Source organism: Sphingopyxis sp. Soil_C_28 (assembly GCF_057657055.1).
On record NZ_JBDGJE010000001.1, the window covers coordinates 599,766 to 614,522 of the forward strand.

Genomic DNA, 14,757 nt, shown 5'->3' on the forward strand with positions numbered 1-14,757 from the left:
GGCTATGTCCCGGACTTCGTACGGCGTTTCGGCGTTCCGGCTTCGGTTCTTCGGGCAACGGACCCGCCAATCTTTGGGGCAGAAGAAGACAAGGGAGCAAGCCGCTCGATCATCTCGGCCCTCTCGGCGACGCCGTCCCCGAGGAACGCAATCGCCTGCTCGCGGGTCATGCCCCACGTCGGCGCCAGCGCGCCACGCTCGATGTCGGCCATGAGCCGACGAGCGAAGATCAACTCCAGCTGCGCTTGCGCAAGAAATGTATCGAGCAGGCTCATCGCAACAACAACGCTTCGACCCGCCAAGCGTTCAATGCTGGCTGCGCAGTCCAGACCCGGCCTGGCGGGACGATCGGGCCGGTATTCTATGGACGCGTTTCAGGATCAAGGGGAACGATGCGTTGTCCGGTGAATTTTTGAATTCGCGGTCGCGTCGGTTCAATGACTGTCGCGAAGACGAGGTTTTGCACCCATAGCGAGGGCAGAATGGCATGACGGCACGAACGGACAGGAAGCAGGCTGGGAATAATTTTTCATCTCTTGAAGGTGGGTGCGCATGCGGCACGGTGCGCTATCGGCTGGGCGAGCCGCCCTATGACACGGGTTGGTGCCATTGCCGCGTCTGCCAGCATGTATCGGGGTCGGGGGGGATGGTGTTCACCACGGTGCATTTCGACCGGTATCGCGTCATCCGGGGCGAGGAGCATGTCGGCAGTTTTGCTTCGACCGATTTCGGAACACGAACCTATTGTCGGCAATGCGGCTCGCCGCTCACGATCCATGTCCGCCATCAGCCCGACGAGATCGATATAGCCGCCGGCACACTCGACGATCCCGAGGAGGTCGCGCCGAGCTTTCACCTCTATGCCGCCGAAGCGCCGAGCTGGATGCCGATGATGGCGTTCCTGCCGCGCCACAAGGCGCTGCGACCCAAGACCCGCGGGCTAGAAGAAGGGCAGACCGAAGCGAGCTGAACCAAATGTCCGCTGTCGCCCAATTGCTGTGACCCCGTGATGTTCGTTCCTTACGAACTCAAGTCTTGGCGGCATCGATTGATAAGTGCCCGAACCCCGATGGCGACGGCAAGGATGAGCTGTCGTCCGGCGGATGTGACACTTTGACCGCGTCTGCGGCGAAAAAAGGATCGGCCAGAAAGGATCGAGCGGACATTCGGCAGCGCCATGCGTCGCATAAGGTGCCATGCAAGACGCTGGCGCCGATGGAGGTTTGACATGATTGTTCGAAAATTTGCGATCGCCGACGCAGCATTCGAGCGTTCGCCCGGACAGGACGGCGATGTGTTCGCCGGCAATGTGATCGATCAGCGCGACGGCGGTCCCATCACGATCGGCTATGGCCGGTACGGGCCGGACCAAAGCCTGGAGGAAACGCTGATTGTCGACGATGTGATGCTGATCCTCGAAGGGAAAATTTCGGTTGAGAGCGGCGCGGGCTCGATCACCTCGGGTCCCGGCGAAATCGTCTATATGCCGAAAGGCGAGACCGTCACCATCCGCTCTCACGCCGAGGGGGCCGTCACCGCCTACGTCACCTATCCGCACTGGCAGGAGGCGCGGGACTGAGTCCCGTCCTCAGCCGGGATCGGCAATCCCTTTTCCGTATCGAGGTCGGGCGAGCGCGAACCTCGTCGCGTTGCGCGTTCATTCGCATCAGATCGGCATCGCCGAAAAAAAACGGCGTCCGCCCGATCGGAACCGGGCGGACGCCAGATGAAGATCTCTAGTTTCCTGAAAGGAAAGAGCTCTCTTGGGTCGCAGGGCGCGGATAGCCTCGTGCGTCGGCCGATAATTGTACGGCAGCGCCAAAAGGACGCACTTTTGAATGGGTGCCCAAGATTTTCCCGGCTGCGAGGACAATCGCCTCGCCTCGCTGTATCCCGGTGCAGCGCTATACTTAGCGCGCTGCGGCCCTGAGCCGGGCAACGACATCCTCATCGCGGATGCGGCGCCATCGGGCCTCGACGAGGCTGTGGATTCCGAACAGGAACAGCCCTGCGGCAACGAGCATATAGAGCGTGCTGTTCTGCGTGAGCGAAGAAAGGGCATCGCCGAGCCCCTTGACCTCGCCGGCCGCCCCGAACCAGCCTGCGCGTACCAGCGAATAGCCGATGATCGCAAAGACGACCGCGCGTGCCGCGAGCCCGGCGCGACCGACCGGAACGACCCAGGCGGGCGCCTCGGGTGCGACGCCCTTCATGAACTCGGTGGTCCATGCCTTGACCGTCTGCTGCGCAGCGCCGGCGAGGAAACCGAGCCCGATAACGCCGAGCAGTGTCTCGCCGAGCGGCATGTCGAGCAACATGCCGGCAGCTTCCTGTTCGCGCTCGCCGCCGCCCGATTTGCCGGTGACTAGCCGAAGCGCCGCCCAAGCGAGAATGAAATGCGCTAGACCGCTCGCGGCGTAGCCGATGCGGATCGCTATCCCTTTCGCCTCCTGTCCCTTGCCTTCGCTGTCGAGCGCGGCACCATAGAAGCGGTAGGCCCCGTAGAGCGCAAGGCCGATGGCGAGCAGGATAAGCAGCAAGGGTCCGCCGGGCATGTTGCGGACTGAACGAAACACACCCTGCGGACTTGCGTCAGATGCCCCCGCGCTGGTCAGCGCGATATAGGCGAGCAGGCAGTAGACGATCCCTCTTGCCAGCCACCCGGCCCGTGCGAATGTTTCGAGCCGCCGAAGTCTGTTCATCATGCCTGCTCCCTAATTGCCAACAGGGCGAACGTGCCGCGTGCGCCGCAGTTCCCTGGCGCGCGGTGAAGCGAGCGAGTTGCCTCGGTTCCCGCTTCGTGCACCGTCGCTCGCCAGTCGAGTCGCGGCATGGCGATCGGATCGACGCGAAGAATCCGCGAAGAAAGGGAGGATGCCGGCCGAGGCCGCCGGCTCGTACAACGAGCCGCGATGGCCGGAGGAATCCGGGCGCGAGGTCATTCGTCAATTGAACAGGCGAGGGGTCGTCGCGCTGCGATGGCGGCATCTTTGGCGCCCGGACCGCGTTATCCCTTCGCCTGACGGCGCCGGGACTCCCAACCCTTCTTCACTGCGGCTGACCGCGATGTTTGGCTCTGACCCGTTCCGCTCTTGCGGCCGCCCTTGCGCGCTGAGGCATGATTGTCCGGCGTGCCGCGGCCCGATCCCGATTTGTTGCCGCCTCCCGATTCCTTGTTTACCGTTGCCCAGGCGCGGCGCTCGGCCTCATCCTTGCTCACGCCGCGATCCTCATATCCTTCCTCGATATGTTCGGCCTTGCGCTTCTGCTTGTCGGTGTAACTCGACTTGTTTCCTCGGGGCATGACGCTCTCCTTCGCATCCCCCTCGTCTATTCGAGAAACCGGTTTCGGTGCGCGAAGTTCCGCGCGCAAGGTGCGCGCCGCGAGGCGGCCGGCAGGGAATCTTCGGCGTGCACCTCAGGCCGTCGCATGACGGACAGGCACGGCGAGGGGGGATCAGCCAAGCTCCTGCGCCAGTCCGACGAGAAGGCCCTCGGGCCGGCGGATGTAACAAAGCCGGTACACGTCCTGATAATCGACGACTTCGCCGACGAGCTCGGCACCATGCGCGCTGAGGCGCTCGAGTGTGTCGTCGATGTCGTCGACCGCGAACATGGCACGGAGATAGCCGAGCGCGTTAACAGGCGCGTTTCGGTGATCGGCGACGACGGGCGGGCAGACGAAACGCGAAAGCTCGAGCCGGCTGTTCCCGTCGGGCGTGCGCATCATGGCGACCTCGACATGCTGGTCGCCGAGGCCGGTGACACGGCCCGCCCATTCGCCTTCGATCGCCGCGCGCCCTTCCAGTTCGAGGCCGAGCTCGACAAAGAAATCGACCGTTGCATCGAGATCTTCGACCACGATACCGATATTGTCCATCCGCTTGACCGCCATCCGATCCATCTCCTCGCTAGGTCCCTCCACCTATAGGGTCTCCTCCGGTCGAACAACGGCGGTGCTCGCGTTTTTCGATGTGCGGCGCGCGGCCGCATCGGGGTTGGATCGGCATCCGGCGCCAGGGAAAAGTCGGAAAAGCAGCGAGGTCGGGTCGGCGGAACTTCGGGCGGCAGGCGGTGTTGCTGGATGGTGGGGGGGCGACATTCCGGGATGGAGGTTCGCATGAAACGCCCATATATTTTATCCCTCGCTCTCATTCTGGCCGCGTGCGGCGGGCCCGATGAAACGGCCCCGACCGAAACACCGGCCGTCGCCGATACGACGGTCCCCGAAAGCGACGCCGCGCCTCAGGTCGCCGTCACGCCGGTCGATGCGGCAGGCTATATCGCCAAGGCGGGAGCCGGCGATCTCTGGGAAATCGAGTCGTCCAAGGCATTGCTGGCCAAGTCGACCAACGCCGAGGTGAAGAAATTCGCGCAGAGGATGATCGACAATCATGGCCAGTCGACGGCGAAGGTGAAGGCCGCAGCCACCGAGGCCAAGCTGACCGTCGCGCCGCCCAAGCTCGATGGGGATCAGCAGAAGATGCTCGACGAGATCAAGGCCGCCGATGCGGCGGGCATCGATGCCGCCTATATCGCGCACCAGAAGACGGCGCATGATGCGGCGCTGGCCCTGCATCAGGGTTATGCCGCGGGCGGCGACACCGAGAGCCTAAAAAAGGCGGCGGGCGAGATCGTGCCCGTCGTCGAAGCCCATCGTGCTGAACTCGCGAAGCTGACGCCGATAAACTGACGCTAAATCCGTGCCGGGTGTTTCCACCCGGTGCGGGCAGGGCGAGCTTTGCAAACTGCTAGGCCAGCGCCCGTCGGTCGCAGCGGCCAGCGTTCCGTGCCCTCGTCCGTTCGCCTTGAGCAGCCTGCCGTCTTCGATACCACCCTTTGGTCGAGAAGAAACAGGCACACATCCGTCGATCGCGGCGGCACTTTGAATGGAAGACCCCGCCGATGAAGCGGGGCCTCCCTCTTCTCTCACATGGCTACGCAAGAGAAGCCCACAGACCAGCTGGGTTGCACCGCCAGTCTTCCCAAAGGATGATATAAATCGGCCATTGGCTGTCAATACCGGACGCAGTCTGGGGATAATGCGAGGTATCCAGCGCCATGGCGGCGACCAGTTTGTCTGCCGAAAAACTTGCGACCGCCCGCTTCCGGACCTCTTGAACCCGACTTTGGCTGACCTAATTATTTTTCACCGGACGCCAATTCGGGTCCGGCTGGACATGGAGAGCGCCGGCTCTGCGTTTCCGGCGCGTCTCATGCCCATGTCGCTTCAATAGGAGGATCTGGAAATGAGGAATGCTTTTGATTTTACCCCCTATCGCCGTTCGACGGTCGGCTTCGACCGGCTTTTCGACCTGCTCGAAACGGGCATGCGAGCCGACGCGCCCGACCCCTATCCGCCCTTCGATATCGAGATGGACGGCGAGGACAGCTACCGCATCACGCTCGCCGTCGCAGGGTTCCGGCCCGAAGACATCGAGATCGTCGCACAGCAGAACCTGCTCAGCATTTCGGGCAAGCGCGCCGAGGATGAGGACCCGGGCCGTTACCTCCACCGCGGTATCGCCGCCCGCGCGTTCGAACGGCGCTTCCAGCTCGCCGACTATATCGAGGTCGGCGAGGCGCGCTTCGACCACGGCCTGCTCAGCATCGATCTGCAACGCGTCGTGCCCGACGCGATGAAGCCGCGGAAGATCGCGATTGCCGGACCGTCCGGTGCGGGCCGGCGTATCGAGGCGCCGCAGCGCAAAGCGCTGGAGAACGAAACTCAGGGCAACGCGGCGTCGAAAGACAAGCTGCAAGAAGCCGCTTGAGGCCTTAAGGAATGGCGGCGCAGCGCCCGTCGCCATTCTCGCAGACGGGCGCGCGCGAGCCCGCGGGCTGGAAAGGGGAGCGAGTGACGAGCGGTCTGATTGCGATAGCGAACGAGTTCCTAGAGGCCGATATCGCGCCGCTTGGAGCCGAACTCTTTTCGCTTCGCGATGCCGCCGGCCGCGAAATGATGACCGACGCCGATCCGCGCTGGTGGACGGGGCGCGCGCCGCTGCTTTTTCCGATCGTCGGCCGGCTGGCGGGCGATCGCTATCGCCTCGGCGCGGCCGAATATGCGCTGCCGCAGCATGGTTTCGCGCGCCGCCGCGAATTCGCGCTGATCGACGCGCGGGTGTCGCGCGCCCGCTTTCGCCTCGAGGATGATGCCGAGACGCGGGCCGTCTATCCCTTCGCATTCGAACTCCTCGTCGATTTCGCGCTTGAGGGGGCTGCGCTCGCAATCTGTGTCACCGTCGCCAATCGCGGCGACGAGGATATGCCGTTCAGTTTCGGCTTTCATCCGGCCTTCGCCTGGCCCCTCCCATTCGGCGCCCGCGCCGACGCGCACCGCATCCGCTTCGATACCGACGAGCCCGCGCCCGTTCGCCGGGTCGCGCCGGACACGGGGCTGATCGCCCCCGGCACCGAGCCCTCGCCGGTGTCGGGGCGCGAGCTTGCGCCCGCCTCCGGCCTGTTCGAACGCGATGCCTTGATATGGGATCGGCTCTCAAGCCGGGGGCTGTCTTGGGGCGCCGACGGGACGCCAGGCCTGCGCATCGAATTTCCCGACACGCCATGGCTTGCGTTGTGGCAGAAGCCGGGCGCCCATCATCTTTGCATCGAGCCATGGGCCGGAATAGCGGACCCGCTCGGCTTTACCGGCGAGATCTGGGAGAAACCCGGTATCATGCGGCTGCGCCCGGCGGAGCAGCGCCAATTCCGCCTGCGGATCGCGATCACGCCTATTCCTTAGCTCGGGCCGGCTCGATCTGGGGATCGCCATGGCGCCGCAGAAGAAAATGGCGGCGAGGCTCGCATGGGCGGGAAAGGGAAGAGGCTTCGTTCCGAGGTGCCGACAAACACTGCGTTTGGCATTGTGGAATGGAAGATCGCAGTGCCATTCTGATCGGTGCCTTTTTTGGACGGCGAGCAAAGGCGCGCGGCCGAACCGGTCGATCCCGGAGGCGAATGAAGGAACCGCGCGGCGCGCCGGGCGTAACGGCAGAACAATCAAGTGCTGCGTTCTGGAGGGTCGATTGACCGAAGCCGCAAAGATCGAGCCCGGTCGCGGGCCGCATGGCACGGTGGTGCCCCGCATCGCGATAGTCGCGGTTATCACGCTTCTGCTGGCCGCCTGTGACCGGTTCCCTAGCGATCCCGAACAGAGTCTGGAGAGCATTCGGTCGCGCGGCACGATCCGGCTCGGCGCCCCGGAGAATATTCCGCCCGAAGCATCAGCGCTGCTGCGGCGGCTCGAAAGGGAAACCGGCGCGCGGACGCTGCGCAGGTCGGGCGAAATCGAGCCGTTGTTGCAAGCGGTCAAAGACGGCGACATCGACCTCGTGATTGCGCCGTTCCGCAAGGATACGCCTTCGGCCACCGCCAACGCCCTGTCACCGCCGATCCGGACCGACGGAAGCGGCGACAAGGCGATCGAGTGGCGCGCTGCCATGCGCAACGGCGAGAATCGCTGGATATCGCTCGTCGAAGTCAATGCACGGCAAGTCGCCGGGAGGGCGAAATGAGCGCGCTGGCCGTGACGACCGACGAAACACTGCCGCCGCAATTGCTCGAAACCCTCAAGCGCGCCGAGCGCCTCGAATATTGGAACATCTTCTGGACGATCACGATCGTCATCGTGATGGGGCTCGTGCTCGGGCAGAGCCAGACGATGAAGACCGCGTGGATCGAGGACACGCTCGGTCTCGTCCCGCCGATCGCCTTCCTGATCGCGGCGAAAATGGAGCGCAGCGGCGACAAGTCCCACAAATTTCCGTTCGGGTTCGAGCGGGTCAACGGCCTCGGCTTCTTTCTCGCGGCGGTCGCACTCGCTGCCACGGGCGCACTTTTGCTCTGGGATTCGGCGATAACGCTGGTCGAGGGCGAGCATGCGACGGTCGGCACCGTGCGCCTCCTGGGTCGCGATATCTGGCTTGGGTGGCTGATGATCGGCGCACAATTCTACGCGATGATTCCGCCGATGATCATCGGCCGCAAGGAACTGCCGCTCGCCGAAGAGCTTGCCGACAAGCTGCTCCATACCGATGCGCTGATGAACAAGGCGAACTGGATGACGGGCGCCGCAGGTATCGCAGGCATCATCGGCTTGGGTCTTGGCTGGTGGTGGGCGGACTCGGTCGCTGCCGCCTTCATCTCGTTCGACATCCTGCATGATGGCCTGAAGGCGATTCGATCGTCCACCGCCGAGCTGGTCGACGGCACCCCGCGCGGCCTTTCGAGCCCCGCGATTTCGGAAGAAGCAGAAGCTTTGCAGGCCATGCTCGAAGAGCGCTATCCCGGTGCGTCGATCCGCCTGCGCGAGACGGGCCGGCTCATTCGCGCCGAAGTGCATGGGTGCCATGCTCCCGAGCCATATCCCGGTACTGCCGACCACTGGCCCGGCAAGGACGAAAGAAGCTGGCGGCTCGCCCAGGTCAGTTTCGTGCCGGCGGAATCCCGTTTTGGTGGGCCCGAGAGGTAGCATCGCTGATTTCGCGGCTGCTCAGCCGATTGGACTGTCCGGACTTGACGCGGAGTCGTCGGGAAGCCAACGGCCGGTCGCCGGCTCGCTCCCATGGCAACGGGCATGTGGCATCCTGCGCTCCGGACGCGCTAAAGCCTCTGTCGCCGTGTCGCCGCCAGCAGCCGCTTGATATGCGCCGCCACGCTTGCAGGATCATAGGGCCGCTGGAGATGCGGGCCCTCGTCACATAAATGGCCCGTGGCTTTCGCCGCCGCATCGATATTGCCGGCCAGCACCACCTCGACATCGGGATAATGGTCGCGGACCCAGATCCGAAGCTCGAAGGCATTAAAGCGTCCTGCGAGTTCGGCGTCGGCAAGCAGGGCATCGATCTTCACCGCACCTTCCTCAAGCGCAATGACGACCTCGTCCGACGTCGCCGCCTCGAAGACTTTATAGCCGCAGTGCCGTAGATAGTCGGCGAGCGCGTTGCGGATCAGGACGTCGGCGTCTGCAACGATCAGGCACTGTGGGTCTGGGGTGTCGTCTGCCATGGGTCTCCTATCAGCCGAGCGATCAGGCCGGCGAGCGTTTCGATTGTATAGGGTTTGGCGAGAAACTCGTCGGCAGGGTAGGACTCGGATTTCAACAGGTCGGCCGAACAGACGATCACCGGGCGCGCCGGCGTCAACGATTTCGAGCGGCGTGCCAGTTCCATCCCGTCGATGGCGCCGGGCATGCGAACATCGGTGACGATCAGATCGATGATCTGGCCGCTCATGAGAATTTCGAATCCCTCATCGCCGTCCGCAGCTTCCAAAACCTGATATCCGATCTCTCTCAGAGAATCGGCCAGCATGAAGCGGATGAGAAACTCATCCTCGACGACGAGTATCGTTTGTGCACCCACCTTCGGTCCTCATCCACAATCTGAACCAGCGGCTCCGATTGGAGGCGCACCTCGTCGCATTGTGGACGAGAGCTAAACGTCTGTCGATAAAGGCAGGTTCCGAAATGCCGCTAGCGGGACGAGGAAATAACCGGCGACGGCGGCGAATCTACGCTGGCTCAGCATCTCATCGACGACTCTCGAACGTCGCAATGCCGGTCGTTGTCCGCCGGCAAGTCCTTCTCGGCGGAGTCGACGGCGGCGCTACACCCTTCCTCGCCGTTAGCGGCTGCCGCCGACGGGGGCGTCAGCACCGGTCTTCGGGCCGTGATCGGTGCGAATAGGCTTGTGGCCGCCGCCCGCCTGCGGATCATCGTCATAATCCTCGGGATTACCGCCGCCACCGGCTCCCGCGCCGCTGCCGGTAACCGGGCCGCTGCCTTGCTTGTTCGCTCGCTTGCCGCGGTTTTGCGCGGCGGTGACGTCGCCATCCTTGCGCTCGCCGACCGGATAATCTTCGGGCTGCGCGGTGCCGACATTGTCGCGGTCTTCGACTTTCTCCTGTTTGCGCGACCCAGGGGTAGGCGCGCGCGGCTCCCGGTCGGGGCGGGCGTCCCCGAGCGGGCCGCGGGGGGTGGTATCGCTCATATCATTCTCCTTTGTTCGTGCACGATCAGGCCGCGGCGAAGCCAGCCTTGTTCATCTCGGCCGTGACATGCCTGTTGCCTTCGGCGCCGAGCGCGGCGCGCAGGCGCGGGAAGAGCTCGCTTTCCTCCTGCTCGATATGCGTCTCGATATCGGCGCGGAATTCGCGGACTTTGGCGATCCATGCGGGATCGTCGTTTGCGATCTCGCTGAGGTCGTGGAGATATTGCTTCACATAGCCATGGTCGTGCACGAGCTGGTCGGCATCCTCGACCTGGCCATGGTCGCGCATCGCCGGATAGACGACATTCTCCTCCTCGAACGCATGCTTGCCGAGCGCATGCTTGAGCTGGGTGAGCAGCATGCCGCGCTTCCACGTCTGCGTCGCGTCGGTCTTCTCGATCGCATCGAAGAGCCTCAGCGTCAGCCGGTGCTCGGCCTTGAGGCCATCGTCCCACTCGCCTTGTGCGGCGGTAATCCCCTGGACCACCGCCTTGCGGCCAAAATTGGCGGCGAGACCGACGACGAAGCCTGCCGCGGCTGCGCCGAGAAGAAAGGCGGGGCTCTTGCTACTGGTCAGAATATTGGTCGACATGATGGGCTCCTTCGGACTGAATCAGGGATGTTCGAGCCGCGTCTCGACGCGGATCAGCGAGACCGCGGTGCGCCGCGGCTGCATCAGCATGAAATGCGCCGCCACCGCGATATCCTCGGCGCGCAGCATCTTGTTCGCGTGGATCAGCTCTTTCTGCTTGTCGGCCGGGAATTCGGGATATTGGAAGTCGGCGCCGGTGAAGCCCGGCTCGATGAGCCCCACCTTGATATCCTCGTCGGCGAGCTCCTTGCGGAACGCCGGCACGAAGCCCTCGATGCCGGCCTTCGCGGCCACATAGATCGAGCTGCCGGGCTTTTGCGATACTGCCGACATCGAGCCGATGAAGATAATATCGCTCCCGCTTTCCATACGCCGCGCGGCTTCCTGCGCGCAGATGAGATAGGCGCTGAAATCGGTCTCGAGCTGGTAGCGTGTCTCGCTCTCACCGGAATCGGCAAGCGCTGCCGCGGGAACAGCGGCGTTGATGACCGCGATGTCGATACCGCCGAGAAAATCGGTAGCGGCGTCGAAGAATCGGTCGACGTCTTGCGGGATCGAGAGGTCGACATTGATGCCGTCGCCGTGACCGACTTCGCCGATGCGCTGCAACGCATCGTCGAGATGCTCGGGCGTCCGCCCGCAGATGAAGACCTTTACGCCTTCGCTCGCAAGCAGCACGGCGATCGCGCGCCCGATCCCCGTCGTGCCTCCGGTGACAATTGCCTTGCGACCCTTGAGATCGGGTGCCTCGGTATGCGCGTCGTTTTCGTCGATCATCGTGCGTCCTCTCCGGTTAGAGCAGGGAGCGAACGGGCCGGGGCCAGCAAGGAGAGCCGCGGTCTCCGCTCCCCTTGATCTACTGACGCCCGTCGATAGTCGGGGTTCCACCTTGGTCCCCGGCGCGGGTAAAAAATCCTGGACGTCGGGACGCGCGCGTCGCTGCGCAGCTTTCTCGGCCGTCGCTCCTCGGAGGGCCAATCATTCGGGAAAAGAGAATAGTTATGACGTGCGCATTGATCATGATCGTCGGACCGATGTTCGCACGCGTCTTCGGCTGACGGATGCGAAACAATCGCCGCGCGCGTGCCGAAAACCAGCGCAGCGACGAGACGAAGCGCGTCGGGCGGATGAACGAGCACCGGGATGCGAAGGCACCGGTAGTGGCTGGCCGGAACGCGCGGGGCGCGGCTCATCGGGCGGTCCCGCCGACCGGATCGGCGCGCGCGTGGTCGCGCGCGACGATCCAGTAAGGCGCGGGGTCGGCCGCGGCCTTCACCAGCTGGCAGAGCGGCTCGCCGTCGGCGAGCAACAGCGCCCGCCGCCCTTCGGCTTCGCCCATAGCAATCTCGAGCGCCGCCGCCGGGCTCTCGGCCTCGAACTCGATCCGCTTCGGCAGGCCGAGCGCATCCTCCTCATAGCGCAGCGTGTAGGTGCGCCGCCGGCCCTGGCCGGCGACAGCTGCCTGTTCCGCGATCGCTTCGCCCGCGAAGCGCAAAGTCTCCGTCGCCATGACCACGCTCAATAGGCCGGCGGGTCGCTGGCGGGGAAAGATTCATCGGCCGCCTGGTCGACGCGGTCCCACGTCCGGCGCGGTTCCGAGCGCATTCCGTCCGGGCCCGCCGAGCGCGTCTGGTCGAAGTTCTCGGGGTCGGTCTCGTTGTCGGCAAAGGCCGTCGCATGGTCATCCTGCTTCCGCGGTGCGCCTGGTAGCTTGCGCGTAAACCACACAAGTGCTCCCAGTACCGCGACGCCGAGGAGCTTGCCGAAACCCGATGTCCCAGTCCCGTCCGCGCGGGATGCTGCTGTCCTGGCCATGATCCTGTCTCCTTCCTTCGTTCAACAAATTGCCGTGCCGAAATCATGCTGTCGGCTCCACGGGCGTGGTAATCCGGCGCGCGCGCTTCGTGCCGACCGTCTGCGGCCTCTGCCCATCCTCAGGCCTCCCAGCGCAACACGAGGCGGCCGCTTGCGGGCACCAGATAGTCGATCCGGTCGGCGCTCGTCGCATGGGGCCGCAGCACGTCGCCATCGACCGTCGCCACATGGGTGCGCGGAAGCTTGCGGCGCTTCGCGCGCACGAAGCTCAGCCGCGCCGTGCAGGTCTCGCCCCCGTCGAGCGTGACCGACATTGCCTGCGTATCGGTGCGTTCGCTCGCGCGGACGAAATGGTCGCAATACAGGAGGAAGGGCGCACCCTCGACCTTGTGGAACGACCGGGTCGCGAACACGAACGCCGCGCCAGCGCCGTAAATCTCCTGGCCGACCTGGCCCGCTTGCTGACCGTCGGGATAGAGGTCCTCGAGCGGGAAAGAGAGCTTGCGGTCGATATGACCATTATGCTCGCGCTGCTCCTTCGCGATCGCCTGCGGCGGGAGCCCATCGGGATAATAGAACCAAGCGCGATCGAGCGCATATTTGCAATATTCCGCGATCAGCATTCGCGCCGCGGGCTCAAGGTCGGGGCCGCTGTCGTCGAGATAATGTTCGAACGCCGAGAAGCTGTCGAAGCATTCGTAGATCGCCATATAGGGTGCATCCTGGAGGCAGGTCACCCCGAGGAAGTTGCGGAAGTGGACCGCGTGGCCGAGCTCGCTTTCCCAGATCTCGCAATTGTGGAAGAAGCTGGCGAGATAGACATAGCTCTGGTCGCGGTAGACATCGCGGTCGGCGATCCGCCACAGCCGCATGCACGCCGCGGCGCCCCAGGCGGTGAGATTGGCCTGATAGTTGATGCCGAAGCCGAGGCCGATCGCCGCATCGATCGCAGCGCGCGCCTCGTCGAGATAGCGCTTGTCGTCGGTGAGGTCGAACGCCTGCAGCATCACCCAGGCATAAACGCCGCCGACATCGGTCTGGCCGCGCCCGTCGGCGCCCGCGGTCTCGGTGATCACCGAGAAGTCGGTGATCTTGTACTGGATCGGCCATTTATAATCGAAATGGTGCGCCGCCTTGATCGCATAGTCCATCGACTTCAGGAACAGTGTCTTGGCCTGCTTGTCGCCGCCATGCGCGAGGCGGCCGAGATTGAGGAGCGGATGGTAAAGATACCAGCTGTCGACCGCATCGGCATCCTTGTCGTCGCCGACATTGGGCAGATAGCGCCGCAATGTCTTGAGCTTCGGATCCCAGAATTTGTTCAGTCCCGCCTTGAACTCGGCCTCGAGCGGGTGCGGCTCGCCCTGCCACTTGCCCCAGTCGTGGATCGCCTGGACGATCGACATCTGCACCATGATGTCGGGATATTCGGCGGCCGTGTAGGGATGCACGTAGCGATGTCCATAATGGCGGATCGTCGCCTCGGGCGCCCTGTCCAGATCGTCGAGCGTGCGGTCCGCGCGATCGATCCAGTCGCGAAACTCGGTCGGCGGCAGGTCGAGAAGCTGGTACGCGCCGCCGAGCATCTGGAGGAAGTGGCGCGCGCAGTCGCGTTCGTCGTTCGGCCCGTCGGGGCGGCACAGCAGGATCGCATCGGAAAGGATGATCTCCTTGCCAGCAGCGAGCGGTTCTGTCCCGGCGCCTTGGTCGGGCGTCGGAAGGAGGAACCCGAGCTCTGGCCACTCGCCGCCGACGACATCCTCGGGCTTCGTGCCTGTCGCACGGCAATAATCGTTGAGCGCGGTCAGATTCTGGAAGTAGAAAAAGCTGCCCGCCGCCGGATCGTCGAGCTGAAAATAAAGAAGGCCCGTGTTGAGGCCGCGCTGCACCGCATGGACGCGGCCGCGCGCACCGAGCGGCTCGTCATGGCGATCGAGCGGATAGAGATCGCGGGGGACGAAAGGGAGCCGTGTCGGCGCGCTCGGCGTAAAGCGCGTGACGAGGCGGAAATAGGGAAGCGTCCGCGCGCCGGATCGCACCGAGACGATATGTATGCCAAGACCGCTCGTGACGCGAATACGGGCGATCTCGCCAGGCTCGGGCTTCATCGCCCTGGCGACGGTCTCGCCGGCCCATGCTGCGGCGCGAAGCGCAATCCCGCCCTGGCCGGACCGGCGAACGATCAGCCAGAGAGCATCGCCGAGAAGGCGCACCTCGGCAGCGAGTTCGCCCGCGGTGAAGGCCGCCAGCGGCTTGCCGCGCATGCTCGCGAACGCGTCGCCGAGCGTAAGGAGATAGGGGGTGACCGGCGCGGTGCCGTCTTGAAGCGCGCTCGATTTCATGCGGGTCGTTCCCTGT

19 protein-coding genes are annotated in these 14,757 nt (G+C 64.3%); 7 read left to right on the plus strand and 12 right to left on the minus strand.

Annotated elements, in window-relative coordinates; all coding sequences use genetic code 11:
- Positions 1–2: 2 nt before the first annotated feature.
- Positions 3–275, minus strand: coding sequence for a hypothetical protein (locus tag AC3A43_RS02740; protein WP_487791004.1), 273 nt, complete (start codon positions 273–275; stop codon positions 3–5).
- Between the two features lie 212 nt (positions 276–487).
- Between AC3A43_RS02740 and AC3A43_RS02745 the strand changes: the two genes are divergently transcribed.
- Together AC3A43_RS02745 and AC3A43_RS02750 are read left to right on the plus strand one after the other, a co-directional pair.
- Entirely contained in the window at positions 488–970 is a 483-nt protein-coding gene (locus AC3A43_RS02745; protein WP_487791005.1) for a GFA family protein, read from the plus strand.
- A gap of 258 nt (positions 971–1,228) precedes the next feature.
- A complete protein-coding gene (locus tag AC3A43_RS02750; protein WP_487791006.1) occupies positions 1,229–1,579 on the plus strand; it encodes a hypothetical protein in 351 nt (116 codons plus the stop codon).
- 331 nt (positions 1,580–1,910) lie between these two features.
- Here AC3A43_RS02750 and AC3A43_RS02755 read toward each other — a convergent pair whose 3' ends face one another.
- The 3 genes from AC3A43_RS02755 to AC3A43_RS02765 all read right to left on the minus strand — a co-directional run bounded on the left by AC3A43_RS02755 (position 1,911) and on the right by AC3A43_RS02765 (position 3,895).
- Entirely contained in the window at positions 1,911–2,705 is a 795-nt protein-coding gene (locus AC3A43_RS02755) for a DUF1206 domain-containing protein (RefSeq protein WP_487791007.1), read from the minus strand.
- 302 nt (positions 2,706–3,007) lie between these two features.
- A complete protein-coding gene (locus tag AC3A43_RS02760; RefSeq protein WP_487791008.1) occupies positions 3,008–3,304 on the minus strand; it encodes a plasmid stabilization protein in 297 nt (98 codons plus the stop codon).
- 153 nt (positions 3,305–3,457) lie between these two features.
- A complete protein-coding gene (locus AC3A43_RS02765; protein ID WP_487791009.1) occupies positions 3,458–3,895 on the minus strand; it encodes a VOC family protein in 438 nt (145 codons plus the stop codon).
- A gap of 225 nt (positions 3,896–4,120) precedes the next feature.
- Here AC3A43_RS02765 and AC3A43_RS02770 point away from each other — a divergent pair, with 225 nt between their 5' ends.
- The 5 genes from AC3A43_RS02770 to AC3A43_RS02790 all read left to right on the plus strand — a co-directional run bounded on the left by AC3A43_RS02770 (position 4,121) and on the right by AC3A43_RS02790 (position 8,473).
- On the plus strand, positions 4,121–4,693 hold the full coding sequence (locus AC3A43_RS02770) for a DUF4142 domain-containing protein (protein WP_487791010.1): 573 nt from the start codon (positions 4,121–4,123) through the stop codon (positions 4,691–4,693).
- 556 nt (positions 4,694–5,249) lie between these two features.
- Positions 5,250–5,774: an Hsp20 family protein gene (locus AC3A43_RS02775; RefSeq protein ID WP_487791011.1), complete on the plus strand. Its 525-nt coding sequence runs from the start codon at positions 5,250–5,252 to the stop codon at positions 5,772–5,774.
- An 83-nt stretch (positions 5,775–5,857) separates the two neighbouring features.
- Positions 5,858–6,745: an aldose 1-epimerase family protein gene (locus AC3A43_RS02780; RefSeq protein ID WP_487791012.1), complete on the plus strand. Its 888-nt coding sequence runs from the start codon at positions 5,858–5,860 to the stop codon at positions 6,743–6,745.
- 28 nt (positions 6,746–6,773) lie between these two features.
- Complete coding sequence (locus AC3A43_RS02785; RefSeq protein ID WP_487791013.1) at positions 6,774–7,517, plus strand: hypothetical protein; 744 nt, start codon at positions 6,774–6,776, stop codon at positions 7,515–7,517.
- Positions 7,514–8,473 (plus strand): cation efflux transmembrane domain-containing protein, encoded by a 960-nt coding sequence (locus AC3A43_RS02790; protein WP_487791014.1) that lies wholly within the window; start codon positions 7,514–7,516, stop codon positions 8,471–8,473. Before AC3A43_RS02785 ends, AC3A43_RS02790 begins: the two co-directional genes overlap by 4 nt.
- Positions 8,474–8,604: 131 nt before the next feature.
- On the opposite strand, the gene AC3A43_RS02795 is transcribed toward AC3A43_RS02790, so the two are convergent.
- From AC3A43_RS02795 to AC3A43_RS02830, 8 genes are all read right to left on the minus strand, one after another.
- A complete protein-coding gene (locus AC3A43_RS02795; protein ID WP_487791015.1) occupies positions 8,605–9,009 on the minus strand; it encodes a response regulator in 405 nt (134 codons plus the stop codon).
- The gene (locus tag AC3A43_RS02800; RefSeq protein ID WP_487791016.1) at positions 8,976–9,365 is read right to left on the minus strand and encodes a response regulator; all 390 of its coding nucleotides are present in this window, start codon (positions 9,363–9,365) and stop codon (positions 8,976–8,978) included. The genes AC3A43_RS02795 and AC3A43_RS02800 overlap by 34 nt, the downstream gene beginning before the upstream one ends.
- 261 nt (positions 9,366–9,626) lie before the next feature.
- On the minus strand, positions 9,627–9,992 hold the full coding sequence (locus AC3A43_RS02805; RefSeq protein ID WP_487791017.1) for a hypothetical protein: 366 nt from the start codon (positions 9,990–9,992) through the stop codon (positions 9,627–9,629).
- Positions 9,993–10,017: 25 nt separating this feature from the next.
- Complete coding sequence (locus AC3A43_RS02810; RefSeq protein ID WP_487791018.1) at positions 10,018–10,584, minus strand: hemerythrin domain-containing protein; 567 nt, start codon at positions 10,582–10,584, stop codon at positions 10,018–10,020.
- A 21-nt stretch (positions 10,585–10,605) separates the two neighbouring features.
- Positions 10,606–11,361: an SDR family oxidoreductase gene (locus tag AC3A43_RS02815; protein WP_487791019.1), complete on the minus strand. Its 756-nt coding sequence runs from the start codon at positions 11,359–11,361 to the stop codon at positions 10,606–10,608.
- Positions 11,362–11,773: 412 nt separating this feature from the next.
- Positions 11,774–12,094: a hypothetical protein gene (locus AC3A43_RS02820; protein ID WP_487791020.1), complete on the minus strand. Its 321-nt coding sequence runs from the start codon at positions 12,092–12,094 to the stop codon at positions 11,774–11,776.
- An 8-nt stretch (positions 12,095–12,102) separates the two neighbouring features.
- Positions 12,103–12,399, minus strand: a complete 297-nt coding sequence (locus AC3A43_RS02825; RefSeq protein WP_487791021.1) for a hypothetical protein — start codon at positions 12,397–12,399, stop codon at positions 12,103–12,105.
- A 119-nt stretch (positions 12,400–12,518) separates the two neighbouring features.
- Positions 12,519–14,741 carry a hypothetical protein gene (locus AC3A43_RS02830; protein WP_487791022.1) on the minus strand — a complete coding sequence of 741 codons (2,223 nt, stop codon included), beginning with the start codon at positions 14,739–14,741 and terminating at the stop codon, positions 12,519–12,521.
- Positions 14,742–14,757: the final 16 nt, after the last annotated feature.

What these genes read in the sequence shown, in the direction of transcription:
- AC3A43_RS02740 (WP_487791004.1), bottom strand. Translation starts at nt 275, where the DNA reads ATGAGCCTGCTCGATACATTTCTTGCGCAAGCGCAGCTGGAGTTGATC.
- AC3A43_RS02745 (WP_487791005.1), top strand. Translation starts at nt 488, where the DNA reads ATGACGGCACGAACGGACAGGAAGCAGGCTGGGAATAATTTTTCATCT.
- AC3A43_RS02750 (WP_487791006.1), top strand. Translation starts at nt 1,229, where the DNA reads ATGATTGTTCGAAAATTTGCGATCGCCGACGCAGCATTCGAGCGTTCG.
- AC3A43_RS02755 (WP_487791007.1), bottom strand. Translation starts at nt 2,705, where the DNA reads ATGATGAACAGACTTCGGCGGCTCGAAACATTCGCACGGGCCGGGTGG.
- AC3A43_RS02760 (WP_487791008.1), bottom strand. Translation starts at nt 3,304, where the DNA reads ATGCCCCGAGGAAACAAGTCGAGTTACACCGACAAGCAGAAGCGCAAG.
- AC3A43_RS02765 (WP_487791009.1), bottom strand. Translation starts at nt 3,895, where the DNA reads ATGGCGGTCAAGCGGATGGACAATATCGGTATCGTGGTCGAAGATCTC.
- AC3A43_RS02770 (WP_487791010.1), top strand. Translation starts at nt 4,121, where the DNA reads ATGAAACGCCCATATATTTTATCCCTCGCTCTCATTCTGGCCGCGTGC.
- AC3A43_RS02775 (WP_487791011.1), top strand. Translation starts at nt 5,250, where the DNA reads ATGAGGAATGCTTTTGATTTTACCCCCTATCGCCGTTCGACGGTCGGC.
- AC3A43_RS02785 (WP_487791013.1), top strand. Translation starts at nt 6,774, where the DNA reads ATGGCGCCGCAGAAGAAAATGGCGGCGAGGCTCGCATGGGCGGGAAAG.
- AC3A43_RS02790 (WP_487791014.1), top strand. Translation starts at nt 7,514, where the DNA reads ATGAGCGCGCTGGCCGTGACGACCGACGAAACACTGCCGCCGCAATTG.
- AC3A43_RS02795 (WP_487791015.1), bottom strand. Translation starts at nt 9,009, where the DNA reads ATGGCAGACGACACCCCAGACCCACAGTGCCTGATCGTTGCAGACGCC.
- AC3A43_RS02805 (WP_487791017.1), bottom strand. Translation starts at nt 9,992, where the DNA reads ATGAGCGATACCACCCCCCGCGGCCCGCTCGGGGACGCCCGCCCCGAC.
- AC3A43_RS02810 (WP_487791018.1), bottom strand. Translation starts at nt 10,584, where the DNA reads ATGTCGACCAATATTCTGACCAGTAGCAAGAGCCCCGCCTTTCTTCTC.
- AC3A43_RS02815 (WP_487791019.1), bottom strand. Translation starts at nt 11,361, where the DNA reads ATGATCGACGAAAACGACGCGCATACCGAGGCACCCGATCTCAAGGGT.
- AC3A43_RS02820 (WP_487791020.1), bottom strand. Translation starts at nt 12,094, where the DNA reads ATGGCGACGGAGACTTTGCGCTTCGCGGGCGAAGCGATCGCGGAACAG.
- AC3A43_RS02825 (WP_487791021.1), bottom strand. Translation starts at nt 12,399, where the DNA reads ATGGCCAGGACAGCAGCATCCCGCGCGGACGGGACTGGGACATCGGGT.
- AC3A43_RS02830 (WP_487791022.1), bottom strand. Translation starts at nt 14,741, where the DNA reads ATGAAATCGAGCGCGCTTCAAGACGGCACCGCGCCGGTCACCCCCTAT.